At 70.5% G+C, this 23,617-nt stretch carries 22 protein-coding genes; 3 read left to right on the top strand and 19 right to left on the bottom strand.

Annotated elements, in window-relative coordinates; all coding sequences use genetic code 11:
- Nucleotides 1-77 precede the first annotated feature (77 nt).
- From ruvX to rpsD, 5 genes are all read right to left on the bottom strand, one after another.
- Nucleotides 78-542, bottom strand: a complete 465-nt coding sequence (gene ruvX, locus OG349_RS29905) for a Holliday junction resolvase RuvX (protein WP_327237541.1) — start codon at nucleotides 540-542, stop codon at nucleotides 78-80.
- A 41-nt stretch (nucleotides 543-583) separates the two neighbouring features.
- Nucleotides 584-3,253, bottom strand: a complete 2,670-nt coding sequence (gene alaS, locus OG349_RS29900) for an alanine--tRNA ligase (RefSeq protein WP_327237540.1) — start codon at nucleotides 3,251-3,253, stop codon at nucleotides 584-586.
- The gene (locus OG349_RS29895; protein ID WP_327237539.1) at nucleotides 3,253-3,609 is read right to left on the bottom strand and encodes a DUF6167 family protein; all 357 of its coding nucleotides are present in this window, start codon (nucleotides 3,607-3,609) and stop codon (nucleotides 3,253-3,255) included. The genes alaS and OG349_RS29895 overlap by 1 nt, the downstream gene beginning before the upstream one ends.
- A 7-nt stretch (nucleotides 3,610-3,616) precedes the next feature.
- A complete protein-coding gene (locus tag OG349_RS29890; protein WP_327237538.1) occupies nucleotides 3,617-4,060 on the bottom strand; it encodes a DUF948 domain-containing protein in 444 nt (147 codons plus the stop codon).
- A 226-nt stretch (nucleotides 4,061-4,286) separates the two neighbouring features.
- Entirely contained in the window at nucleotides 4,287-4,901 is a 615-nt protein-coding gene (gene rpsD / locus OG349_RS29885) for a 30S ribosomal protein S4 (RefSeq protein WP_161311511.1), read from the bottom strand.
- Between the two features lie 182 nt (nucleotides 4,902-5,083).
- Between rpsD and OG349_RS29880 the strand changes: the two genes are divergently transcribed.
- Entirely contained in the window at nucleotides 5,084-5,794 is a 711-nt protein-coding gene (locus OG349_RS29880; RefSeq protein WP_327237537.1) for a DUF2470 domain-containing protein, read from the top strand.
- An 18-nt stretch (nucleotides 5,795-5,812) separates the two neighbouring features.
- Here OG349_RS29880 and OG349_RS29875 read toward each other — a convergent pair whose 3' ends face one another.
- The 4 genes from OG349_RS29875 to OG349_RS29860 form a co-directional block, all read right to left on the bottom strand.
- The gene (locus OG349_RS29875; RefSeq protein WP_327237536.1) at nucleotides 5,813-7,168 is read right to left on the bottom strand and encodes a replication-associated recombination protein A; all 1,356 of its coding nucleotides are present in this window, start codon (nucleotides 7,166-7,168) and stop codon (nucleotides 5,813-5,815) included.
- A 90-nt stretch (nucleotides 7,169-7,258) separates the two neighbouring features.
- The gene (locus tag OG349_RS29870; protein WP_327237535.1) at nucleotides 7,259-7,897 is read right to left on the bottom strand and encodes a vitamin K epoxide reductase family protein; all 639 of its coding nucleotides are present in this window, start codon (nucleotides 7,895-7,897) and stop codon (nucleotides 7,259-7,261) included.
- A gap of 111 nt (nucleotides 7,898-8,008) precedes the next feature.
- Nucleotides 8,009-9,271, bottom strand: coding sequence for a histidine--tRNA ligase (gene hisS, locus OG349_RS29865; RefSeq protein WP_327237534.1), 1,263 nt, complete (start codon nucleotides 9,269-9,271; stop codon nucleotides 8,009-8,011).
- A gap of 13 nt (nucleotides 9,272-9,284) precedes the next feature.
- Complete coding sequence (locus OG349_RS29860) at nucleotides 9,285-10,007, bottom strand: MBL fold metallo-hydrolase (RefSeq protein WP_327237533.1); 723 nt, start codon at nucleotides 10,005-10,007, stop codon at nucleotides 9,285-9,287.
- A 220-nt stretch (nucleotides 10,008-10,227) separates the two neighbouring features.
- Between OG349_RS29860 and OG349_RS29855 the strand changes: the two genes are divergently transcribed.
- Complete coding sequence (locus OG349_RS29855) at nucleotides 10,228-11,025, top strand: peptidylprolyl isomerase (RefSeq protein ID WP_327237532.1); 798 nt, start codon at nucleotides 10,228-10,230, stop codon at nucleotides 11,023-11,025.
- A 150-nt stretch (nucleotides 11,026-11,175) separates the two neighbouring features.
- Nucleotides 11,176-12,405: a DUF349 domain-containing protein gene (locus OG349_RS29850; RefSeq protein ID WP_327237531.1), complete on the top strand. Its 1,230-nt coding sequence runs from the start codon at nucleotides 11,176-11,178 to the stop codon at nucleotides 12,403-12,405.
- A gap of 82 nt (nucleotides 12,406-12,487) precedes the next feature.
- Here OG349_RS29850 and OG349_RS29845 read toward each other — a convergent pair whose 3' ends face one another.
- From OG349_RS29845 to pdxT, 10 genes are all read right to left on the bottom strand, one after another.
- On the bottom strand, nucleotides 12,488-15,058 hold the full coding sequence (locus tag OG349_RS29845) for a RelA/SpoT family protein (RefSeq protein ID WP_327237530.1): 2,571 nt from the start codon (nucleotides 15,056-15,058) through the stop codon (nucleotides 12,488-12,490).
- A gap of 268 nt (nucleotides 15,059-15,326) precedes the next feature.
- Nucleotides 15,327-15,872, bottom strand: a complete 546-nt coding sequence (locus tag OG349_RS29840; RefSeq protein WP_327237529.1) for an adenine phosphoribosyltransferase — start codon at nucleotides 15,870-15,872, stop codon at nucleotides 15,327-15,329.
- Nucleotides 15,869-16,993 carry a protein translocase subunit SecF gene (gene secF / locus OG349_RS29835; RefSeq protein ID WP_327237528.1) on the bottom strand — a complete coding sequence of 375 codons (1,125 nt, stop codon included), beginning with the start codon at nucleotides 16,991-16,993 and terminating at the stop codon, nucleotides 15,869-15,871. The genes OG349_RS29840 and secF overlap by 4 nt, the downstream gene beginning before the upstream one ends.
- 1 nt (nucleotide 16,994) lies before the next feature.
- The gene (secD, locus tag OG349_RS29830) at nucleotides 16,995-18,815 is read right to left on the bottom strand and encodes a protein translocase subunit SecD (protein ID WP_327237527.1); all 1,821 of its coding nucleotides are present in this window, start codon (nucleotides 18,813-18,815) and stop codon (nucleotides 16,995-16,997) included.
- Nucleotides 18,816-18,958: 143 nt separating this feature from the next.
- Nucleotides 18,959-19,483: a preprotein translocase subunit YajC gene (gene yajC / locus OG349_RS29825; RefSeq protein WP_327237526.1), complete on the bottom strand. Its 525-nt coding sequence runs from the start codon at nucleotides 19,481-19,483 to the stop codon at nucleotides 18,959-18,961.
- A gap of 165 nt (nucleotides 19,484-19,648) precedes the next feature.
- Nucleotides 19,649-20,734 carry a Holliday junction branch migration DNA helicase RuvB gene (gene ruvB, locus OG349_RS29820; protein WP_327237525.1) on the bottom strand — a complete coding sequence of 362 codons (1,086 nt, stop codon included), beginning with the start codon at nucleotides 20,732-20,734 and terminating at the stop codon, nucleotides 19,649-19,651.
- A gap of 94 nt (nucleotides 20,735-20,828) precedes the next feature.
- Nucleotides 20,829-21,452 carry a Holliday junction branch migration protein RuvA gene (gene ruvA, locus OG349_RS29815; protein WP_327237524.1) on the bottom strand — a complete coding sequence of 208 codons (624 nt, stop codon included), beginning with the start codon at nucleotides 21,450-21,452 and terminating at the stop codon, nucleotides 20,829-20,831.
- Nucleotides 21,449-22,018: a crossover junction endodeoxyribonuclease RuvC gene (gene ruvC, locus OG349_RS29810; protein WP_327237523.1), complete on the bottom strand. Its 570-nt coding sequence runs from the start codon at nucleotides 22,016-22,018 to the stop codon at nucleotides 21,449-21,451. Before ruvC ends, ruvA begins: the two co-directional genes overlap by 4 nt.
- Before the next feature lie 151 nt (nucleotides 22,019-22,169).
- The gene (locus OG349_RS29805) at nucleotides 22,170-22,922 is read right to left on the bottom strand and encodes a YebC/PmpR family DNA-binding transcriptional regulator (protein ID WP_327237522.1); all 753 of its coding nucleotides are present in this window, start codon (nucleotides 22,920-22,922) and stop codon (nucleotides 22,170-22,172) included.
- A gap of 62 nt (nucleotides 22,923-22,984) precedes the next feature.
- Nucleotides 22,985-23,614, bottom strand: a complete 630-nt coding sequence (gene pdxT / locus OG349_RS29800) for a pyridoxal 5'-phosphate synthase glutaminase subunit PdxT (RefSeq protein WP_327237521.1) — start codon at nucleotides 23,612-23,614, stop codon at nucleotides 22,985-22,987.
- Nucleotides 23,615-23,617: the final 3 nt, after the last annotated feature.

Genomic DNA, 23,617 nt, shown 5'->3' with positions numbered 1-23,617 from the left:
CGGCGTCCGTTTCGCCTCTTGCTGTGCGGCAGCTGTTCGAACACCGCCGCATCGCGCGGAACGTTACCGTACCGCGATCAGATGACCACTTCGACGCCCTCGCCCGGGGCTTCGCCGGAGCCTCGTTCGGCCTCCAGGGCACTCTGAAGGATGACAACCGCCGCCACCTGGTCGATGACGGAGCGGCCCTTCTTTGACTTCACGCCGGAAGCACGCAACCCCTGGCTGGCGGTCACGGTGCTCATGCGCTCGTCCACCAGTCGTACCGGCAGGGGTGCGACACCCCGCGCGACCTCCTGTGCGAACGTACGTACCTTCGCCGCGGCGGGCCCCTCGCCGCCGTTGAGGGACCGGGGCAGCCCGATCACGACCTCGATCGGCTCGTACTCCTCGACGAGCTGCCGCAGCCGCCGGTGGGCGGCCGGGACGTCACGTCCCGGCACGGTCTCCACCGGCGTGGCGATGATCCCGTCGGGGTCGCACGAGGCGACCCCGATCCGGGCGTCCCCGACGTCGATCGCGAGCCTGCGTCCGCGTCTCATGTGAGCCGTTCCACAGCCGGCACGGGGGCCTCCACGGGGCGTCAGGCCGTCTCGGCGACAAGGCGCTCGACGGCGGCCACGGCGTCCCCGACGGCCTCCGGGTTCTGCCCGCCGCCCTGGGCGACGTCCGGCTTGCCGCCGCCTCCGCCCCCGAGGGTCTTGGCGGCGGCACGCACCAGCTCACCGGCCTTGAGGCCGCGCTCACGGGCCGCCTCGTTGGTGGCGATGACGGTCACGGGACGGCCGCCGGACGTGGTGAACAGGGCGACGACCGTCGGCCGGTCCCCGGGCATCCGGCCGCGCACGTCGAGGACCAGCTTGCGCAGGTCGTCGGCCGAGGTGCCGTCGGGGACCTGGCCGGTCACCAGGGCCGTACCGCGGACGTCCTTGGCGCTGCCGGCGAGGCCGGCGGCGGCGGCCAGCACCTTCTCGGCGCGGAACTTCTCGATCTCCTTCTCGGCGTCCCGCAGCTTGGAGAGCATGCCGGAGATCTTCTCGGGCAGCTCCTCGGAGCGGCCCTTGACCAGCTCCTGGAGCTGGGCGACGACGGTGTGCTCCTTGGCGAGGAAGTTGTACGCGTCGACGCCGACCAGGGCCTCGATCCGCCGTACGCCGGAGCCGATGGACGACTCGCCGAGCAGCTTCACCAGCCCGAGCTGGGCCGTGTTCCTGACGTGCGTACCGCCGCACAGCTCCTTGGAGAAGTCGCCGATCGTCACCACGCGGACGCGCTCGCCGTACTTCTCGCCGAACTCGGCGATGGCGCCCTGCTTCTTGGCCTCGTCGATGGACATGACCTCGGCCTGCACGTCCAGTTCACGGGCGAGCACTTCGTTGATCTTCTGCTCGACGTCGGTGAGGACCGTGCCGGGTACGGCGGCGGGCGAGCCGAAGTCGAAGCGGAAGCGGCCCGGGGAGTTCTCGGAGCCGGCCTGGGCGGCCGTGGGGCCGAGGGCGTCGCGCAGCGCCTGGTGCGTGAGGTGGGTGGCGCTGTGGGCGCGGGCGATGGCCCGGCGGCGGTTGAGGTCGATGGCGGCCTGTACGGGGGCGCCGACCGTCACCTCGCCGACCTGGACGACACCCTTGTGCACGGAGACCCCGGGCACGGGCTGCTGGACGTCGCGGACCTGGATGACGGCGCCGGTGTCGAGCCGGATCCGGCCCTGGTCGGCGAGCTGGCCGCCGCCCTCGGCGTAGAACGGTGTGCGGTCGAGGACCACCTCGACCTCGTCACCCTCCGTGGCGGCCGGTGACGACACCCCGTCCACGAGCAGGCCGACGATCGTCGACTCGTTCTCCGTGGAGGTGTAGCCGGTGAACTCGGTGGAACCGCTGTTGTCGGCCACGGCGCGGTAGGCGGAGAGGTCGGCGTGGCCGGACTTCTTGGCCTTGGCGTCGGCCTTGGCGCGCTCGCGCTGCTCCTTCATGAGCCGGCGGAAGCCGTCCTCGTCCACGGAGAGGCCCTGTTCGGCGGCCATCTCCAGGGTGAGGTCGATGGGGAAGCCCCAGGTGTCGTGGAGCAGGAAGGCCCGGTCCCCGGAGAGCACCTGGCCGCCGGCGGCCTTGGTCTCCGTGACGGCCGTGTCGAGGATGTTCGTCCCGCCCTTGAGGGCCTTGAGGAAGGCGGCCTCCTCGGCGAGGGCGACGGTCTCGATGCGCTTGCGGTCGGTCTCCAGCTCCGGGTACTGCTCGCCCATGGTCCTGATGACCACGTCGATCAGCTCGGCGACGACCGGCTGGGTGGCGCCGAGGAGGCGCATGTTGCGGATGGCGCGGCGCATGATGCGGCGCAGCACGTAACCGCGGCCCTCGTTGCCGGGGGTGACGCCGTCGCCGATGAGCATGGCGGAGGTACGCATGTGGTCGGCGACCACGCGCAGCGAGACGTCCGAGCCGTGCTCGGCGCCGTACCGCACGCCGGTCAGCTCGGTGGCCTTGTCCATGACGACGCGCAGGGTGTCGGTCTCGTACATGTTGTGTACGCCCTGGAGGATCATGGCGAGGCGTTCGAGTCCGAGACCCGTGTCGATGTTCTGCGACGGCAGGTCGCCGAGGATCTCGAAGTCCTCCTTGCCGGTGCCCTCGCCGCGCTCGTACTGCATGAAGACCAGGTTCCAGATCTCCACGTAGCGCTCGTCGTTGACGGCGGGGCCGCCCTCGGCGCCGAAGTCGGGGCCCCGGTCGTACATGATCTCCGAGCAGGGGCCGCAGGGGCCCGGCACGCCCATCGACCAGTAGTTCTCCTTCTTGCCGAGGCGCTGGATGCGCTCGGCGGGGAACCCGACGACGTCACGCCAGATGCGCTCGGCCTCGTCGTCGTCCTCGTACACCGTGACCCAGAGCCTGTCCGGGTCCAGGCCGTAGCCGCCGTCGGCGAGGGAGCTGGTGAGCAGCTCCCAGGCGAGCTTGACGGCGCCTTCCTTGAAGTAGTCGCCGAAGGAGAAGTTGCCGCACATCTGGAAGAAGGTGCCGTGGCGGGTGGTCTTGCCGACCTCTTCGATGTCCGGGGTGCGGACGCACTTCTGCACGCTGGTGGCGCGCGGGAACGGCGGCTTGACCTCGCCCAGGAAGTACGGCTTGAAGGGCACCATGCCCGCCGGGACCAGCAGGAGAGTCGGGTCGTCCGCGATGAGCGACGCCGAAGGGACAACGGTGTGACCGCGCTCCTCGAAGAAGCTCAGCCAGCGACGGCGGATTTCGGCCGACTCCATCAGTGGTCCTCATTCCGGTTGTGCGGGTTGTAGGGGTTCGTGCCGGCGCGCGGGGCGCGGGGGTTCTCCGTGTGCTCGGTGTACTCGATCGCCGTGACGCGCCGGGGCGCGGGGAGCGCCGGGTCAGCCGGTGCCTCCAGGCCCAGTGCCTCGCCCAGCTCGGCCTCGCGGCGGACCATTCCGGTCCGCACGTCGAGGGCGAAGTCCTTGAGTCTGTGACCGGCGTCGATCGCCTTGTTCGCGGCCTGCGCGGCGAGGGATTCGGGGGTCAGCTGCCGGAGCTTGCGGTTGACCTTGGTGGTCGCCCACACACCGGCCGCCGCGCCCGCGGTGAACCAGAACGTACGGCGGAACATCGCTGCCTCAGCCCTTCTTGTTCCTGCGCCTGGCGGCCGGCACCGTACGGCCCACGACCGTGCGGCGCGCTCCGCGCTCGGGGGCGGCGCTCCCGGCGGCCGGGGCGCCCTTGCGGCTCAACGCCTGCCGTACGCCGTAGCCGAAGGCCGCGACCTTGACGAGGGGGCCGCCGAAGGTCGAGGCGACCGTCGAGGACAGCGCGGAGGCGTTGGAGGTGACTTCCTGGACGTCGGTCGCGATGGCGTCGACGCGGTCGAGCTGGGTCTGCGCGGAGCGTACGGTCGCCGACGCATCGGCGAGCAGCGGTACGGCCTGCTCGGTCACGTCCGCGACGAGTCTGGTGGCCGCCTTGAGCGTCTGGGCCAGCCTCACCAGCACCACGGCGAGGAAGGAGACCAGAATCGCCCAGAACACGGCCACGAGGATCCCGGCAACTTCTCCACCGGTCACGCTGCACCGCTCCCCTGCTTGCTCGGTCGAACTGCTCGGTCGAATTGCTTGGTTGCCTGCTCGGGCGAAGGCGCCTTCGCCGCTCCGCCGACGAGGTACGACCCTATCGCGCCGAGGGTCGGGGCCCGTACCGCATTACGGCCCGGCGCAAACGCGGAAACCCGCCTCTTCCGCACCGGTGACGGCGGGGAAGAGACGGGCCGGAACGCTGTGGAGGTACGCCTGATCAGCGGGCGTAGTACTCGACGACCAGCTGCTCGTCGCAGATGACCGGGATCTCCTTGCGCTGCGGGTCACGGTCCAGGCGGAACGCCAGGGCCTTCAGGTTGACCTGGAGGTAGCGCGGGGTCTCGCCGTCGGTGTCGTAGCCACCTTCGCGCGCGACCTGGAAGGGGACCTTCTCGCGGCTGCGCTCGCGGACCATCACGACGTCGTCGGGACGGACGCGGAAGGACGGCTTGTCGACCTTGCCGCCGTTGACCTCGATGTGGCCGTGGACGACCATCTGACGGGCCTGGTAGATGGTGCGGGCGATGCCCGAACGCAGGACCAGGGCGTCGAGGCGGCGCTCCAGCTCGACCACGAGCGCTTCGCCCGTCTTGCCTTCGGCCTTCTTGGCGCGGTCGTAGGCGCGGGCCATCTGGCGCTCGCTGATGTCGTACTGGGCGCGCAGGCGCTGCTTCTCCAGCAGACGAACCTTGTAGTCCGAGTTCTGCTTGCGTCCGCGGCCGTGCTCGCCCGGCGGGTAGGGGCGGGCCTCGAAGTACTTGACTGCCTTCGGCGTCAGCGCGATACCGAGCGCGCGTGACTTCTTGACCTTGGGACGCGACTGGTTAGGCACGTTCTCCAGACCTCCATGTAGGTTAGGTTAGGCTCACCTTACTCAAAGGAGATCGCATGTCTCGCCCTGGGAACACCACGCGCATCACAGACAGCCTCGACAGCCCGCAGGAGGGGGTCGATTCGACGGAGGTCCGATCAGCTCATGGTCAGCCGCGTCCCAGCGGGCTTGAAATCGATCGGATGCCGTCAGCAGCCGAACGCACACGAACTCTCGTACAGAGTACATGCTCGGCGGTACTGGTCATTCCCGGTCTGGACGGGGCCGGGCCGTACCAGCTGATGCCCGACGCGCGCACCGTCGGGAGCGACGGCGAGGTGCTCATGGTCTTCTCCGCGGAGTCCCCCGCGGCGCGGGCGGCCACCCACGCGCAGGACGACGAGCTGACCGCGGTGCTGGAGATCACCGACGTGGCGCCGGTGTCCGTGCCCCACCGGATCCGTGGCCGGGCCTGGCTCTCCGGCTGGCTGACGCGCGTACCGGACCGGGAGGCGGAGCCGGGGCGGGTGATCCTGCGGCTGGAGGTCGGGGAGGCGTGCGTGGACGACCTCTGGGGTGCGGAGACCGTCGAGGCCGAGGATTTCGTGGCGGCCGTCGCCGATCCGCTGGTGGAGCACGAGGCGGAGCTACTCCAGCACCTGCACGCGGCGCACGGCGCGGAGGTCCAGGGGCTGCGCGGGCTGCTCGGCGTGCGGGCCGAGGGTCCTTCGGGCGCGGGGACGGCCGCCGTACCGGTCGCGCTCGACCGCTTCGGGCTGCGGGTGCGCTTCACCGGGGTCCGGTGCTTCGACGCCCGCTTCGACTTCCCCGAGCCGGTGAAGGACGTCGGCGGGCTGCGGCGGGCCATGCACACGCTCTTCGACGCGGTGTCCTCCGCGCCGTCCGGCGACTGAAAAGGGGGCCGGGGCGGCTCAGGAGCCGTCCCCCCGCAGCCGCTCGCGGACCTTGTCGACCACGTCCGCGTAGCGCGCCTCCGCGCCGTACCGCGTCGGTTCGTAGTACCGCCGGCCCGCGACGGACTCCGGCGCGTACTGCTGGGCGGCGATCCCGCCCGGTACGTCGTGCGGATAGACGTACCCCTGGGCATGACCGAGCTTGGCCGCGCCCTTGTAGTGGCCGTCCCGCAGGTGGGGCGGGATCTGGCCGGTCAGTCCCTTCCGTACGTCTTCGAGGGCGCCCCCGATCGCCAGCGTCGCCGCGTTCGACTTCGGGGCCAGGGCCAGGGCGATCGTGGCGTGGCTGAGGGTGAGCGCGGCCTCCGGGAAGCCGATCATGGCGACGGCCTGGGCGGCGGCGACCGCCAGCGGCAGGGCGGCGGGGTCCGCGAGGCCGATGTCCTCGCTCGCCGAGATCATGAGGCGGCGGGCGATGAACCGGGGGTCCTCCCCCGCGTCGATCATCCGGGCCAGATAGTGCAGCGCCGCGTCCACGTCCGACCCCCGGATCGACTTGATCAGCGCGCTCGCCACGTCGTAGTGCTGGTCGCCGTCCCGGTCGTACATCACCGCCGCCCGGTCGACCGTCTCCTCGACCGTCTGGAGCGAGATCTCCTTCTCGCCCTTGGCGAGCGCCGCCCCGGCTGCCGCCTCCAGCGCCGTCAGCGCGCGCCGCGCGTCCCCGCCCGCGATCCGCAGCAGGTGGGCCTCGGCGTCGTCGGGCAGGGTGACCGCGCCCCCGAGGCCCCGCTCCTCGGTCAGGGCCCGGCGCAGCAGGCTGGTCAGGTCGTCGTCGGTGAGCGGCTCCAGCGTCAGCAGGAGGGAGCGGGAGAGCAGCGGGGAGATGATCGAGAAGTACGGATTCTCGGTGGTCGCGGCGATGAGCGTCACCCAGCGGTTCTCCACCGCGGGCAGGAGGGAGTCCTGCTGGGCCTTGCTGAACCGGTGGATCTCGTCGAGGAAGAGGACGGTGTCCTTGCCGAACCCTCCGGAGGCGCGGCGGGCGCCGTCGATGACCGCCCGTACCTCTTTCACTCCCGCCGTGATCGCGGAGAGCTCCACGAAGCGTTTGTTGGTCGCCTTGGAGACCACGTACGCCAGGGTCGTCTTGCCCGTGCCCGGAGGTCCCCAGAGGATCACGGACGAGGGGCCCGCGGGGCCGCCGCTGCCCTCACCGACCAGCCGGCGCAGCGGGGACCCGGGCTTGAGCAGATGCCGCTGGCCCACCACCTCGTCCACGACACGCGGGCGCATCCGGACGGCCAGGGGACTGCTGGACGGGTCCTTCTCCTGGCGCTCTTCGGCGGCTGCGGTAAAGAGGTCTGGCTCCACATGTGAAGCCTATGCCAGCCCACTGACAGTCCGGCCGGTGCGAAGCCGCCGGACCTGCGACGGGCGGGTCGGCCAGAGGCCAGCCGGAGGTCAGCCGGTCCAGAAGTCCCACCAGCGGATCAGGATGAGCACCCCGATGAGTCCGATGTGCAGGGCGGGCAGGACCCAGGTGAACTCGCTCAGCAGGCTCCGCAGCCCGGCGGGCGCGGGGATGATCCCGTGGCGGAGGTTGTGGGAGGTCACGTACCAGAACATGACGATCGTGCCGACCCACGCGAGGCAGCACCACAGGCACAGGGAGTTGATGTTGTAGAGGGACTGGTACTGAAGCCAGGTGCAGAATCCGACACCGAACAACGTGCCCGCGTTCAGCCCCAGCCAGAACCACCGCCGGTAGCGCGCCCCGGCCAGCAGCGCCAGACCGATCCCCATCACCACCGGGTAGGTCGCCAGCCCCAGCATCGGATTCGGGAACCCGAACGCCGACGCCTGCGCGCTCTTCATGATGTTCCCGCAGGACACCACCGGATTCAGACTGCATCCCGGGGTGAAGTTCGGGTCCTCCAGCAGCTTGAACTTGTCCAGCGTGATCACCCACGCCGCCAGCAGCCCCATCGCACCGGTGATCACCAGCATCAGCGCGAACGCCCGGCCGGCACCGACCGCGCCGGGGGCGCCGCCGCCTTCCTCGTGGTCCGAGGAGACGTCGTCGAGCGTTGCACTGGTCATATCTGTGATCCGTCGCTGTGTGGCCTGGGCCTGTGGGGTGGGCAGGCCCATTGTGCCGTACGCGTCCCCATCTCCACCGTTCGGTGGAGATAAGGACCCGGGTACGGAGGCTCAGCCGAGCCTGCTCCCGATCTCCGCCACCAGGGCGTCGACGGCGACCGGAACCTGCTCGCCGGACTCCATGTCCTTGAGCTGGGCGACACCCTCGGCGAGATCGCGCTCCCCGGCGACGATCGTGAACCGCGCGCCGGACCGGTTGGCGTTCTTCATGTGGCCCTTGAGGCCCCGCTCGCCGTACGAGAAGTCCGCGGCGATCCCGGCCTTGCGCAGGTCGGTGACCACGGCGAAGAGCAGGCGCCGCGCCTCGTCGCCGAGGGCGACCGCGTACACGGTCACCGGGGCGGGCAGGGCGAGCGTGATGCCCTCCGCCTCCAGCGCCAGCACCGTGCGGTCCACCCCGAGCGCCCAGCCCACGGAGGGCAGCGCGGGCCCGCCGATCATCTCGGACAGCCCGTCGTACCGGCCGCCGCCGCCCACCGCGGACTGCGCGCCGAGCCCGTCGTGGACGAACTCGAAGGTCGTACGGGTGTAGTAGTCGAGCCCCCGGACGAGCCGGTCGTCGTCCTCGTACCCGACGCCCGCCGAGGCCAGCAGCGCACGGACCTCGTCGTGGTACGCCCGGCAGGCGTCGCACAGGTAGTCCCGCAGCAGCGGCGCGCCGACGAGCTGTTTCCGTACCTCGGCGCGCTTGTCGTCGAGGACGCGCAGCGGGTTGATGTCGATGCGGCGGCGCGTCTCCTCGTCCAGGTCGAGCCCACGCAGGAAGCCCTGGAGGGCTTCGCGGTAGACCGGCCTGCACTCCTTGTCGCCCAGGGAGTTGAGGAGGATACGGAAGTCCCGCAGGCCCAGCGAGCGGTACGCCTGGTCGGCCAGGATGATCAGCTCCGCGTCCAGCGCGGGGTCCTCGGAGCCGATGGCCTCGGCCCCGACCTGGGAGAAGTGGCGGTAACGGCCCTTCTGGGGACGCTCGTAGCGGTAGTACGAGCCGGAGTACCAGAGCTTGACGGGCAGGTTCCCGGCCTTGTGGAGGTTGGCCTCCAGCGCGGCGCGCAGCACCGAGGCGGTGCCTTCGGGGCGCAGCGCCAGCTCGGAACCACCTTTGGTGGTGAGGGTGTACATCTCCTTCGTGACGATGTCGGTGGACTCACCGACACCGCGCGCGAAGAGCTCGACGTCCTCGAAGCCCGGCGTCTCGACATAGCCGTAGCCCGAGGTGCGCAACGGCGCGGAGATCGCGTCCCGGACGGCGAGGTGGACCGCGGAGGCCGGGGGGAGAAGGTCGTAGGTCCCCTTGGGGGCCTGGAAGGTGCTCATGGGGTTCGCTGTTTCACATTCCTCGTCGCGGAGCGGCGTCCTGGCCGCGTCCGAGGCCGGCGGCCACGTCCCGCAAATACGGGTTGGTGGCGCGCTCCCGGCCGATGGTCGTCTGGGGGCCGTGGCCCGAGAGCACCACGGTCGAGTCGTCGAGCGGCAGGCACACGCGGGCCAGCGATTCGAGCATCTCGGCGTGGTCGCCGCCGGGCAGGTCGGTGCGTCCGACGGAGCCGGCGAACAGCAGATCACCCGAGAACAGCACCGGGGGGATGTCGTCCCCACCGGCGGCCTCGGGCAGTCCGAAGGTCACCGACCCCTTGGTATGGCCGGGCGCGTGCGCGACGGTGAAGTCCAGGCCCGCCAGGCGCAGCGTGGCGCCGTCGGTCAGCACCCGCAGGTCGGACGGCTCGCCCACCGTGATCCCGTCCATCAGCGGCGTCCCGATCGAGCGGCCGAGGCCCTTCTCCGGGTCGCTCATCATGTACCGGTCGGCGGGGTGGATCCACGCGGGCACGTCGTGCGCGCCGCAGACGGGGACGACCGAGGCGACGTGGTCGAGGTGACCGTGGCTGAGGATGACGGCGACGGGCTTGAGCCCGTGCTTGCGTACGGTGTCCGCGACGCCCTCGGTGGCCTGGTGGCCGGGGTCGATGATCACGCACTCCTCACCCGCGGCGGGGGCGACCAGATAGCAGTTGGTCCCCCAGGCCCCGGCGGGGAACCCGGCAATGAGCACGATCGTCCTTAGATGTCGAGGTGGCGAGATGTCACCGATGTCCCCGAATCCCCGATGTGGACCCCGGGAAAGGGCGCTGCGGCGGTTTCAGGTACGACGATGCGGTGGACCAGAGCCTACCGGCGCTGCTCATTCCACAGCTAACCCATATACCGTACGGGGCCAGGCCCCAGTGCCTGGCCCCGTAACCCAGCATCACGACGAACGAGGAGAAGACCCGGTGGCAGGGACCGATCAGCGGCGGCGGCAGCTCGCCCGGGAGAAGTTCGAGCGGCAGCAGCAGCGCAGGGTGGAGGCCCGTCAGAAGGCCAAGCGGCGCAATGTCATCATCGCGTCCGTGCTGGCCGTCGTGGTGGCCGCCGGCGGCGCCGCGTACGCCGTGGGCGGTCTGACCGACAGCGACAAGGACGGCAAGAGCGACGCCGCGGCCCCGGCGACCTCTCCCCCGGCGTCGCCCGAGCCGACCGAGGCAGCCTCCCCCGAGCCGAAGATCACGATCGACAAGACGGCCGAGTACACGATGTCGCTCAAGACGAACGTGGGGGACATCGCCATCGCGATGGACGCCGCGAAGACGCCGAGCACCGTGAACTCGTTCAAGTCCCTGGCGGACAAGAAGTACTTCGACAACACGAAGTGCCACCGTCTGACCACCCAGGGTATCTACGTGCTCCAGTGCGGCGACCCCAAGGGCGACGGTACGGGCGGCCCCGGCTACACGATCCCGGACGAGAACCTCAAGTCCCTGGGCAAGCCGGCCGCCGACGGCGCGGTGACGTACAAGGCAGGGACGGTCGCGATGGCCAATACCGGCCAGCCGCACACCGGTGGCAGCCAGTTCTTCCTCGTGTACAAGGACACCAAACTGCCCCCCACGTACACCCCGTTCGGCACGATGGACGCGGACAGCCTGAAGGTCGTGGATGCCGTGGCCAAGGCCGGTGTGGACGGTGCCACGGGCGACGGCGCCCCCAAGAAGGCCGTCACCATCGAGAAGGGCACGGTCGACAAGGCGTGACCCTCTGAATTCGGCCGTGCGGAGTGCGGACAGCCGGCCCGCCGGTCGCCTAGATTGGCGGGGTGGAGGACGGGCGCGAGCCCGTCCCAGGAAACTGTGGACGATGCCCGGGGGCGAACTCCCCCGCAGGCATCAGGTGGAGGAGGCGCTGTGAGCAGCGACCCGTGGGGCCGTGTCGACGAGACGGGCACCGTGTACGTGCGTACGGCCGACGGCGAACAGGTCGTCGGATCCTGGCAGGCAGGCTCTCCGGATGAGGCTCTGGCCTATTTCGAGCGCAAGTACGAGGGCCTGGTTGTCGAGATCGGCCTCCTCGAACGGCGGGTGAAGACCACCGACCTGTCCGCGAAGGACGCGACGGCGGCCATCGACCATCTGCGCGGCCAGGTGGACGAGCACCATTCCGTGGGCGACCTGGACGCGCTGCGCAAGCGGCTCGACGCCCTGGTCGCGACGGTCGACGCGCGCCGCGAGGAGCGCAAGGTGCAGCGGGCGAAGCAGACCGACGAGGCCAAGGTGGCCAAGGGGGCGCTCGTCACCGAGGCCGAGGAGCTGGCGCAGAGCGACCAGTGGCGGTCGGCCGGCGAGCGGCTGCGGGCGCTCGTGGACATCTGGAAGGGCCTGCCCAGGCTCGACCGGAAGTCCGACGACGAGCTGTGGCACCGCTTCTCGCACGCGCGCTCGGCCTTCTCCAAGCGCCGCAAGGCGCACTTCGCCGCCCTCGACGCGCAGCGTGAGGACGCCCGTAAGGCGAAGGAGAAGCTGGTCGCCGAGGCGGAGACGCTCTCCAAGTCCACCGACTGGGGCGACACGGCCGCGCGTTACCGCGAGCTGATGACGGACTGGAAGGCGGCGGGCCGCGCCCAGCGCGAGGCCGAGGACGATCTGTGGAACCGTTTCCGCGGCGCGCAGGACGTCTTCTTCGCGGCGCGCGGTGAGGTCTTCGCCGAGCGGGACGCGGAGCAGACCGAGAACCTGAAGGTCAAGGAGGATCTCGCCACCGAGGCCGAACGGCTGGTCCCGGTGAAGGACCTCAAGGCCGCCAGGGCCGCCTTCCGCGCCCTCAACGAGCGCTGGGAGGCCGTGGGGCATGTGCCGCGCGACGCCCGGCCGCGGGTCGAGGGCCGGATGCAGGCGGTGGAGCGGGCTCTCCAGGAGTCCGAGGAGAACGAGTGGCGCCGTACGAACCCGGAGGCACGCGCGCGTGCCGCGGGTCTGACGGGTCAGCTCCAGGCCGCCGTCGACAAGCTGCGCGGGCAGATCGACACGGCGCGGGCGGCGGGCAACAACGCCAGGGCGGACAAGCTCGCCAAGGAGCTGGAGGGCCGGCAGGCACTGCTGGACCAGGCGCTCAAGGGTCTCCAGGAGTTCGGCGGCTGACACCGCGCCGGACCCTCCGGGGTCGTACGAAGAGGCTCCCCGTACAGGACGTACGGGGAGCCTCTTCGTACGCCAGGACTTCTTACGGCCTGCGCGCCGACGTCACCCGGTAGACGTCGTACACGCCCTCCACGCCCCGTACCGCCTTCAGGACGTGCCCGAGGTGCTTGGGGTCGCCCATCTCGAAGGTGAAGCGTGAGGTGGCCACCCGGTCGCGTGACGTCTGGACCGCCGCCGACAGGATGTTGACGTGCTGGTCGGAGAGGACGCGCGTGACGTCCGACAGCAGCCGCGACCGGTCCAGCGCCTCGACCTGGATGGCGACCAGGAACACCGACGACTGGGTCGGCGCCCACTCGACTTCGAGCATGCGTTCGGGCTGTTGCGAGAGCGAGTCCACGTTGACGCAGTCCGCGCGGTGCACGGAAACGCCCGCGCCCCGCGTGACAAACCCGATGATCGGATCGCCCGGCACCGGCGTACAGCAGCGGGCGAGCTTCACCCACACGTCGTCCACGCCCTTGACGACCACGCCGGGGTCCGCGCTGGAGCGGCGCTTGCTGCGGCCGTGCGACGGCGGGGCCGTCTCGGCGATGTCCTCGTTGGCCGCCTCCTCGCCGCCGAGGGCCTGCACCAGCTTCTGGACGACGCTCTGCGCCGTCACATGGCCCTCGCCGATCGCCGCGTACAAGGACGAGATGTCCGGGTAGCGCATCTCGTGCGCGAGGGTGACCAGGGAGTCGCCGGTGAGGATCCGCTGGATCGGCAGGTTCTGCTTGCGCATCGCCTTGGCGATGGCGTCCTTGCCCTGCTCGATGGCCTCGTCGCGGCGCTCCTTGGAGAACCACCCACGGATCTTGTTCCTGGCACGCGGCGACTTGACGAAACCCAGCCAGTCGCGGGACGGGCCCGCCCCGGACGCCTTGGAGGTGAAGACCTCCACCAGATCACCGTTGTCGAGCGTCGATTCGAGCGGGACGAGCCGCCCGTTGACCCGTGCCCCTATGGTCCGGTGGCCGACCTCCGTGTGGACGGCGTAGGCGAAGTCGACGGGGGTGGCCCCGGCCGGCAGCGCTATGACGTCGCCCTTCGGCGTGAAGACGAAGACCTCGTTGCGCGACAGGTCGAAGCGCAGGGACTCCAGGAACTCGCTGGGGTCCTCGGTCTCCTTCTGCCAGTCGAGGAGCTGGCGCAGCCACGCCATGTCGTTGACGGTGTCCTGGCCGCCGACCCTGCTGGTGGACCGGGGCACGTCGGTGCGGACCTTGGAGGTGCCGGCGACGGCCTCCTGCTTGTACTTCCAGTGCGCGGCGATGCCGTACTCGGCGCGGCGGTGCATGTCGAACGTACGGATCTGGAGCTCGACGGGCTTGCCGTTGGGGCCGATGACCGTCGTGTGCAGCGACTGGTACATGTTGAACTTGGGCATCGCGATGTAGTCCTTGAACCGCCCCGGGACCGGGTTCCACCGGGCGTGGACGGTGCCGAGCGCCGCGTAGCAGTCACGGACGGTGTCGACCAGGACACGGATGCCCACCAGGTCGTAGATCTCCGCGAAGTCACGGCCGCGGACGATCATCTTCTGGTAGACGCTGTAGTAGTGCTTCGGCCGGCCGGTGACGGTGGCCTTGATCCGGGCCGCGCGCAGGTCGGACTGCACCTCGTCGGTCACTATGGCGAGGTATTCGTCCCGCTTGGGGGCGCGCTCGGCGACGAGCCGCACGATCTCGTCGTACATCTTGGGGTAGAGGATCGCGAAGGCGAGGTCCTCCAGCTCCCACTTGATGGTGTTCATGCCCAGGCGGTGGGCCAGCGGCGCGTAGATCTCCAGCGTCTCGCGGGCCTTCTTCTCCTGCTTCTCCCGCTTGAGGTACCGCATCGTGCGCATGTTGTGCAGCCGGTCGGCGAGCTTGATGACCAGGACACGCGGGTCCTTGGCCATGGCCACGACCATCTTGCGTACGGTCTCGGCCTGCGCGGCCTCGCCGAACTTGACGCGGTCCAGCTTGGTCACGCCGTCGACCAGCAGCGCGACCTGGTCGCCGAAGTCACGGCGCAGGGTGTCCAGGCCGTACTCGGTGTCCTCGACCGTGTCGTGCAGCAGGCCCGCCATCAGGGTGGCGGGGTCCATGCCCAGCTCGGCGAGGATCGTCGTCACGGCGAGGGGGTGCGTGATGTACGGGTCGCCGCTCTTGCGCTTCTGGCCGCGGTGCCAGCGCTCGGCGACCTGGTACGCGTTCTCGATCTGGCGCAGCGTGGCGGTCTCGATCTTCGGGTCGTTGCCGCGCACGGTCCGCAGGAGCGGCTCCAGGACCGGGTTGTACGTGGACGAGCGCTGCACGCCGAGCCGCGCGAGCCTGGCCCGTACCCGGTTGGAGGACCCGCCGGTACGGGGCGGGGTCGCGGGCGCCGGCTTGGGGGCGGTGACCGGGGTCGAGGGCAGCTCGGGCGCGGGCTTCGCGGCCTGCGGCTCCACGGGCGCGGGGGTGCCCGGCGCCGGCCGGCCGTTCTCCGCCGCCTTCGGCGCGGACGTGTCCGCGGCGGCCGCCTTGTCCGCGGCCGCCTTGTCCTGGGGCGCGGCCGGCCGCGCCGCGGCCTGGGCTGCGTGCTGCTCGGGCGTCGCGGCGGCCAGTGGCTGTGCCTCGTCTGGCAAGAGCGCTCCTCGTGCGGTTCCGGGACCCCCGGACAGGGCCGGAAGCTCCATGGTATCGACCTCGGGCGCCCCTCTCGCCCCGGGACCGAAGGGTTTACGAAACGCGGGACGGGCACCCGCTTGTTCCCGGGTGCCCGTCCCTGCGCGTTTCGTGCGTGTTCCCTGTGACGCGTGTGTATCTTTCGCGTGCCGCCCGACGGGCGCTCCGCCGGTACTCCGTACGGGTGCCGTCAGGCGTCCGTACGTTTCCGTACGGCCCGGTCGGCGCTCAGAACGTGAGCAGCGCCTCCAGCGGGGCGCCGCGCAGCGACGGCTCCAGACGGGCCCGGCCGCCCAGGAAGGCCAGCTCCAGAAGGACCGCCACCCCCACGACCTCGGCCCCGGCCCGCCGGACCAGCTCCACGGAGGCCTCCGCCGTGCCCCCGGTGGCGAGGACGTCGTCGATGACGATGACGCGGTCCCCCTCCCCCAGGTCCTCGGCGTGGACCTCCATCTCGGCGGTGCCGTACTCCAGCTCGTAGGACTGCGACAGGGTCGCGCCCGGGAGCTTGCCCGCCTTGCGTACGGGGATGAAGCCCAGGCCCGCCCGGACCGCGACCGGCGCGGCCAGGATGAAGCCGCGGGCCTCCAGGCCGACGACCTTCGTCGCCCCGTACGCGACGCACAGCGCGGCGAGCGCGTCCGTCAGCGCCGAGAACGCCTTCGGGTCCGCCAGCAGCGGGGTGATGTCCTTGAAGACGATCCCGGGCTTCGGGTGGTCCGCGACATCACGGATACGGCTGAGGAGCAGGTCCCTGGTGCTGGCGTCGGTCACCGCCGCCGTCCCGAGGGACGGCCCCGGCCGCCTCGGCTGCTGCGCGGTCCGGCGACGGCGGCGGCGGTCGCGACCCCGTGGGGGGCGTCCTCCGGCTCGTCGTCGTACCGCACGTCCGTCTCCTCGGACCCCTCGGCCGGCTCACCCTTGGCCGCGGCCGCCGCGCGCTTGGCGAGCACCCGCTTCTTCAGGGCCTTCATCTGCGGGTCGCGTTCCTTGAGGTCGGCGACGAGCGGAGTGGCGATGAAGATCGAGGAGTACGCGCCGGCGGCGAGACCGACGAAGAGCGACAGCGAGATGTCGTTCAGCATGCCGGCGCCCAGGACGCCGCCACCGATGAAGAGCAGGCCGGCGACGGGGAGCAGCGCGACCACGGTGGTGTTGATGGAGCGGACCAGGGTCCCGTTGATGGACCGGTTGGCCACCTCGCTGTAGTACCACCGGGTCTGCTTGGTGATGCCCTTCGACCCCTCCTTGAGGCTGTCGAAGACGACCACGGTGTCGTACAAGGAGTAACCGAGAATCGTCAGCAGACCGATCACGGTGCCCGGCGTCACCTCGAAGCCCACCAGGGCGTACACCCCGACGGTGATGGTGAGGTCGTGGATCAGGGCGATGAGGGCGGCGACGGCCATCCGCCACTCGAAGGCGATGGCGAGATAGATCACCACCAGGACCATGAAGACCGCCAGGCCCGTCCAGGCCTTGTTGGCGATCGTCTCGCCCCAGCTGGGACCGACGATGTCGGCGGCGATCTTGTTCTCGTCGACGCTCAGGTCCTTCGCCAGCTGCGTCTTGACCTTGTCGGCCTGCGCCTGGCTCAGCTCGGTGACCTGGATCCTGAGGGTCCCGTTGCCGAGCTTCTGGACGATGGCGTCGTGGCCGGCCGCCTCCTGGGCGTCCGTCTGGGCCTGCGAGACGGAGATGCTCGTCTTCGGGGTGGTGAAGACGGCACCGCCCTTGAACTCGATGCCCATGTTGAGGCCCTGCACCGCCAGGCCGAGGATGGCCGTGATGGTGATCAGGATCGAGAGCCCGTACCAGACCTTCCGCTTGCCGATGAAGTCGTAGCCGACCTCACCGCGGTACAGCCGGGCGCCGAGTGCGCCGAGTCGCGACATCTCACGCCTCCTTCGAGTCGGTCGGGGCGGCGCTGACGCGGGAGCGGCGCCGCGGTGGCTCGGGCGGGTCTTCTTCCAGGAGGTTGGGGCGCGAACGGCGCAGCGGCGGCTTGGCGCCGAGCCGCTTCGGGTCCAGGCCGGACCAGCCGTGTCCCTCGGAGAAGAACTTCTTGCGGGCCATGAGCGTCATCACGGGCTTGGTGAAGAAGAACACCACGACCACGTCGAGGACGGTGGTCAGACCGAGGGTGAACGCGAAGCCCTGGACCTTGCCGACCGTGACGACGAACAGCACGGCGGCGGCGAGGAACGACACGAAGTCGGAGACCAGGATCGTGCGCCGGGCGCGCGGCCAGGCGCGCTCGACGGCGGGGCGCAGCGTGCGGCCCTCGCGGATCTCGTCACGGACTCTCTCGAAGTACACGATGAACGAGTCCGCGGTGATACCGATCGCAACGATCGCACCACACACCGCGGGCAGGTTCAGGGCGAAGCCGATGCCCGGGCCGAGGAGCGACATGATCGTGTACGTCATGATCGCCGAGGCGCCGAGGCTGAGGATCGCGATCAGCGACAGGCCGCGGTAGTACGCCACCAGGTAGATGATGACCAGCGCCAGGCCGATCGCACCGGCGATGAGGCCGGCGTGCAGCTGCTCACCGCCGAGCGCGGCGGTGACCGTGGTGGTGCTCGCCACGTCGAAGGAGAGCGGGAGCGCGCCGAAGGACAGGATGTTGCCCAGGTTCTGCGCCGACTCCTGGTCGAAGCTGCCGGAGATCTCGGCGCTGGCGCCGAGGGTCTGGGCCACCGAGGGCGCCGAGACGACGTTGCCGTCGAGCACGATCGCGAACTGGTTCATCGGGGGCTGCTGCTGCGAGAGCTTGCCGGTGATCGACTGGAACTTCTTCGTACCGCCGCCGGTGAAGTCCATCTGGACGATCCACATGCCGCGCTGCTGGTCGAGCACGCCCTTCGCCTTGGCGACGTCGGTGCCGTCCAGCTCGGCCGGGCCGAGGATGTACTTGTCCCAGTTCTTGCCGGTGGTGTCCTGGCCGCAGGCGACGATCGTGTCCTTGGGACCGCTGCTCTGGTTGACCGTCGTACGGGACGCCTCGTCGCGGCAGTCGAGCGCCGTGAACTTCTTCTCCAGGGCGGCGGTGGCCGGGTCCGGAGGCGTCGTGGCCGCCGGGTCCGGAGGCGTCGTGGCGGCGGGGGGCGCGTCACTGGCACCGGGGGTGGGGGTGGGCGTCGGCGCCTTCTTGAGCGCGTCCGTGACCGCCCGGCCCTGGGTGGTGCTCGACGGGCTCGGCGTCGACGACTTCGAGCTGTCCGCCTGGGGCTTGCCGCTCGCCGAGGGCTTCGCGGAGCCGCTCGGGGAGGTGCTGGGCGCCGGCTCCGGTGCCGTGGGCGTACCGGGCGCGTAGGTCAGCACCGGCCGGAAGAAGAGCTGGGCCGTCGTACCGACCTGGTCCTGGGCCTGCTTGCTGTTCGTTCCCTTGGGGATGTTGACAATGATGTTCTTGTCACCCTGGGTCTGAACCTCGGCCTCGGAGACACCCAGACCATTGACGCGGCGGTCGATGATGTTGACCGCGGTGTCCATGTTGGTCTTGTTGATCGCGTTCGGCTTGCCCGGCGTGTTCTTCGCCTGGAGCGTGATGCTCGTGCCGCCCGCGAGGTCGATCCCCAGGCGTGGCGTGACATGACCGGACCAGAACATGCCGCCGGTGAGGGCGACCATGGCAATCAGGAACAGGACCAGGGTGCGCCCCGGCCTGCCTGGGGACCCTGCCTGCCTTCGGCCCTTATTAGGTGCTGCCACCTTCTCGTTTCTCCCTGTCCAACCGCCCCGCGCCGGGTGTGCGCCGGAGCGGCCACGAAGTGATGTGGGGACCTGCCCCCGCAGAAAACAGCACGGAACGCACGCCGACGAGGACCGCGGAGCGGCCCTCGGTCACGGACCGACTACTTCGCGTCCGCTTCGCCCTCGGCCTTGGCGTCCTTGGTCTCGGCCGCCTTGACCTCGGCCTTGACCTCGGCCGCCGCGGGCTCCTCCTTGTCGGCCTTGGCCTCGTCCGCCTCGTCGGCCTCGGGGCGCTTGCCCAGGTCGATCTTGGCAACGCCGTGGGTGGCATCCGCGTCGGTGGCGTCGGCGTCGATGAGCGACGAGGCGTCGTCGGGGACGACGGTGTCGTCGGACGTCAGGTCGTCGCCGTGCACGATGCGGTTGTACTCGTCGTCGTCCAGCACCGCGCCGATGGAGTTCTTGGCGTAGACGGCGTGTACGCCGGGAGCGACCTCAAGAATGACCATGTCCTCGTGCACCTCCTTCACCGTGGCGTACATGCCGCCGATCGTCCGGACGCCGGTGCCGGGCTGCATGTCGCTGCGCATCTGCGCGGCGGCCTGCTGCTTCTTCTTGGCGGACCGGGTCATCAGGAACATGGCCCCGATGAGCACGATGAAGGGGAGAAGGGTCACTGGACTCACGGGAGGGAACTTCCTTCGCACGACCGCGCTGGAGAACGGCCTCATATACGGGGGTGGGCATGCCGACCCGGAAGGGCGGCATCGGCGGAGTCTAAGCGAGTCCGCGTCGTTGGAACAACGCCCAGCATCGCACCCTGGTTCCGCCCCGGTCGAGCGTGCTGCGCCTCACGTCCCGAACAGACCCTGTTGTCCCGCTGCGCCCGGGGCCTGCCGCGGGGGCACGAGCCCCAGGTGCGCCCAGGCCGCGGGGGTGGCGACCCGGCCGCGGGGGGTGCGGGCCAGCAGGCCCTCCCGTACGAGGAACGGCTCGGCGACCTCCTCCACCGTCTCACGCTCCTCCCCCACGGCCACGGCCAGGGTCGACAGGCCCACGGGACCGCCGCCGAAGAGCTTGAGGAGGGCCCTGAGCACGGCCCGGTCGAGGCGGTCGAGACCCCGCGCGTCGACCTCGTACACCGCGAGGGCGACCTGGGCGATCTCGCGGTTGATCACGCCGTCGGCCTTGACCTGGGCGTAGTCCCGTACCCGCCGCAGCAGGCGGTTGGCGATACGGGGCGTGCCGCGCGAGCGCCCGGCGATCTCGGCGGCGCCCTCCGTGTCGATCTCCAGGTCGAGGAGCTGGGCCGAACGGTGGATGACGCGCTCCAGCTCGGCGCTCTCGTAGAACTCCATGTGACCGGTGAAGCCGAACCGGTCACGCAGCGGGGGCGGCAGCAGACCGGCCCGCGTGGTGGCGCCGACCAGGGTGAAGGGCGGCAGCTCCAGCGGGATGGCGGTGGCGCCGGGGCCCTTGCCGACGATGACGTCGACCCGGAAGTCCTCCATCGCCATGTAGAGCATCTCCTCGGCGGGCCGGGACATGCGGTGGATCTCGTCGAGGAAGAGGACCTCACCCTCCTGGAGGGAGGAGAGGATCGCCGCGAGGTCGCCGGCGTGCTGGATGGCGGGGCCCGAGGTGATGCGGATCGGGGCGTTCATCTCGGCCGCGATGATCATGGAGAGGGTGGTCTTGCCGAGTCCCGGCGCGCCGGAGAGCAGCACGTGGTCGGCGGTGGCGCCGCGGGCGAGCGCCGCCTTGAGGACCAGGTCGAGCTGCTCGCGGACCCGCTCCTGGCCCACGAACTCGTCCAGCGACTTGGGGCGCAGGGCCGCTTCGACGGCCTGGTCCTCCCCGTCCGCGGACGGGGCGACGAGCCGGTCGTCCCTGTCGTCGGGTGCCTGTGTGTCGGCGCCGGTGTCGTCCCAGTTCACTCTGTCCCGCCGATGTTCACTCTGTCTCACCGTCAGTTCGCTCGGTCCCGGCGTTCACTCTGTCCCGCCGTGCTGTCCCACCGTGCTGTCTCGCTCAGCGCGTTCTGTTCAGGCTCTGGAGCGCGGCCCGCAGCAGCTGCGGCACAGGTGGCTGGAGCCCCTCCGCGACGGCGGCCTCGGCCTGCGGGGTGACCAGCGTGACCGCCTCGTCGGCCTCGCGGGTGGCGTACCCGAGACCGATCAGCGCGGCGTGCAGCTGGTCGCTCCAGGAGGCGGGGAGCGCTGTGCCGATGCCCTGCGCGCGGGCCGGTCCCACGGGTGCGCCGAGCCGGTCCTTGAGCTCCAGCAGCAGCTTCTGGGCGCCCCGCTTGCCGATGCCGGGGACGGCCGTCAGCGTCTTCTCGTCGCCGTTGGCCACCGCGATCCGCAGGGTGTCGGGGCTGTGCACGGCGAGCATGGCCTGGGCGAGGCGCGGGCCGACGCCGCTGGCGGTCTGGAGCAGCTCGAACACCTGGCGCTCGTCGTCGTCCGCGAAGCCGTACAGCGTGAGCGAGTCCTCGCGGACGACGAGGGAGGTGGCGAGCTTGGCGTCCTGGCCGATCCGGAGTCCGGCGAGGGTCCCGGGGGTGCACTGGACGGCCATGCCGACGCCGCCGACCTCGATGACGGCCGTGGTCGGGGCGAGCGCGGCGACCGGGCCGCTGACGAAGGCGATCATCGGGGGACCTTCCGTACGGATGCGGTGGTGGGGGCCTTGGCGGGGATACGGGAGGCGTGGGCCGCGGCATGGGCCTGCTGGAGGCGGTTCATGGCGGGGGCACGCCAGATGTGGCAGATGGCGAGCGCGAGGGCGTCGGCCGCGTCGGCCGGTTTCGGCGGGGCGGCCAGCCGCAGCAGCCGCGTGACCATCGCGCCGACCTGCGCCTTGTCCGCCCGGCCGCTGCCGGTGACGGCGGCCTTGACCTCGCTGGGGGTGTGCAGCGCCACGGGGATGCCCCGGCGGGAGGCGCAGAGCATGGCGACCGCGCTGGCCTGGGCCGTACCCATGACCGTACGGACGTTGTGCTGGGCGAACACCCGCTCCACCGCGACCAGTTCGGGGCGGTGTTCGTCGAGCCAGGCTTCGATGCCCTGCTCGATGGCGACCAGCCGCATCCCGATCTCGGCGTCCGCCGGTGTCCGTACGACCCCGACGCCCAGCATCGTCAGCGGGCGGCCCGCGACACCCTCGACCACGCCGACCCCGCACCGGGTCAGCCCCGGGTCGACCCCCAGCACCCGCATCGCGCCCCCTCCCGCTCTCCGTGCCCACGTTCCCGCTGCTCGCGTTCGACTTCGCTGATCAGCACAGTATCGGTCGCCACTGACAACAGGACGGACCGACGGAGCCCTGCCCCGTCGGTCCGTCAGGTGAAGCGGTGTCAGCGGTGGACGCTCAGGCGTCGACCTTCTCCATCACTTCGTCCGAGACGTCGAAGTTGGCGAAGACGTTCTGCACGTCGTCGCTCTCCTCCAGCGCGTCGATGAGCTTGAAGATCTTGCGCGCGCCCTCCTCGTCCAGGTCGACCTGCATGGTCGGGACGAAGCTGGCGTCGGCGGAGTCGTAGTCGATGCCCGCGTCCTGGAGGGACGTACGGACCGCGACCAGGTCGGTGGCCTCGCTGAGCACCTCGAAGGACTCGCCCAGGTCGTTGACCTCCTCGGCGCCCGCGTCGAGCACGGCACCCAGGACGTCGTCCTCGCCCAGCTCGCCCTTGGGGACGATCACGACGCCCTTGCGGTGGAAGAGGTACGAGACGGAACCGGGATCGGCCATCGAACCGCCGTTACGGGTCATGGCGACCCGGACGTCGGAGGCCGCGCGGTTGCGGTTGTCCGTGAGGCACTCGATGAGCACCGCGACCCCGTTCGGGCCGTAACCCTCGTACATGATCGTCTCGTAGTCGGCGCCACCGGCCTCCAGGCCGGCCCCGCGCTTGACCGCCGAGTCGATGTTCTTGTTCGGCACCGAGCTCTTCTTCGCCTTCTGGATGGCGTCGAACAGCGTCGGGTTGCCCTCGATGTCGGCGCCACCGCTGCGGGCCGCGACCTCGATGTTCTTGATCAGCTTCGCGAAGAGCTTGCCGCGCTTGGCATCGATCACGGCCTTCTTGTGCTTCGTCGTAGCCCATTTAGAGTGGCCGGACATCTGCCTGTCTCCTTCGCGTAACCGATCCTGCTCCGTTCGGCAGCGATCCTACCGGCCCACCGTCACCGTGCGGAGCGCACCATGTCGGAGAAGAAGCGGTGCAGGCGGTGGTCGCCGGTCAGTTCGGGGTGGAACGACGTCGCGAGGGCCGTGCCCTGCCGTACGGCGACCACATGGCCCCCGTACTCCGCCAGCACCTCCACCTCGGCGCCGACCGACTCGACCCAGGGTGCCCGGATGAACACACCCTCCACGGGGCCGCCTTCGACGCCGGTGACGTCCACGGACGCCTCGAAGGACTCGTTCTGCCGCCCGAAGGCGTTCCGGCGCACGATCATGTCGATCCCGCCGAGCGTCTCCTGCCCGGACCGGGGGTCGAGGATCTTGCCGGCCAGCAGGATCATCCCGGCGCAGGTGCCGTAGACGGGCATCCCGGCCGCGATCCGCTCGCGGAGCGGCTCCAGCATCCCGAAGAGCACGGCCAGCTTCGACATGGTGGTGGACTCACCGCCGGGGATCACCAGGCCCTCGACCGCGGCCAGTTCCTCCGGGCGCCGTACCGTCCTGGCCACGGCGCCCGCCGCGGCCAGGGCGGCCAGATGCTCCCGGACGTCGCCCTGGAGGGCGAGTACCCCGACCACCGGGGCCGCCGGGGTCCCGGGGCCCGTCCCAGGGATCACAGGAGTGCTCATAGG

The organism is Streptomyces sp. NBC_01317, assembly GCF_035961655.1.
Classification (GTDB): Bacteria; Actinomycetota; Actinomycetes; order Streptomycetales; family Streptomycetaceae; genus Streptomyces.
Note: the sequence above shows the minus strand (reverse complement) of the source record. Positions and strands in the feature narration are given on the sequence as shown.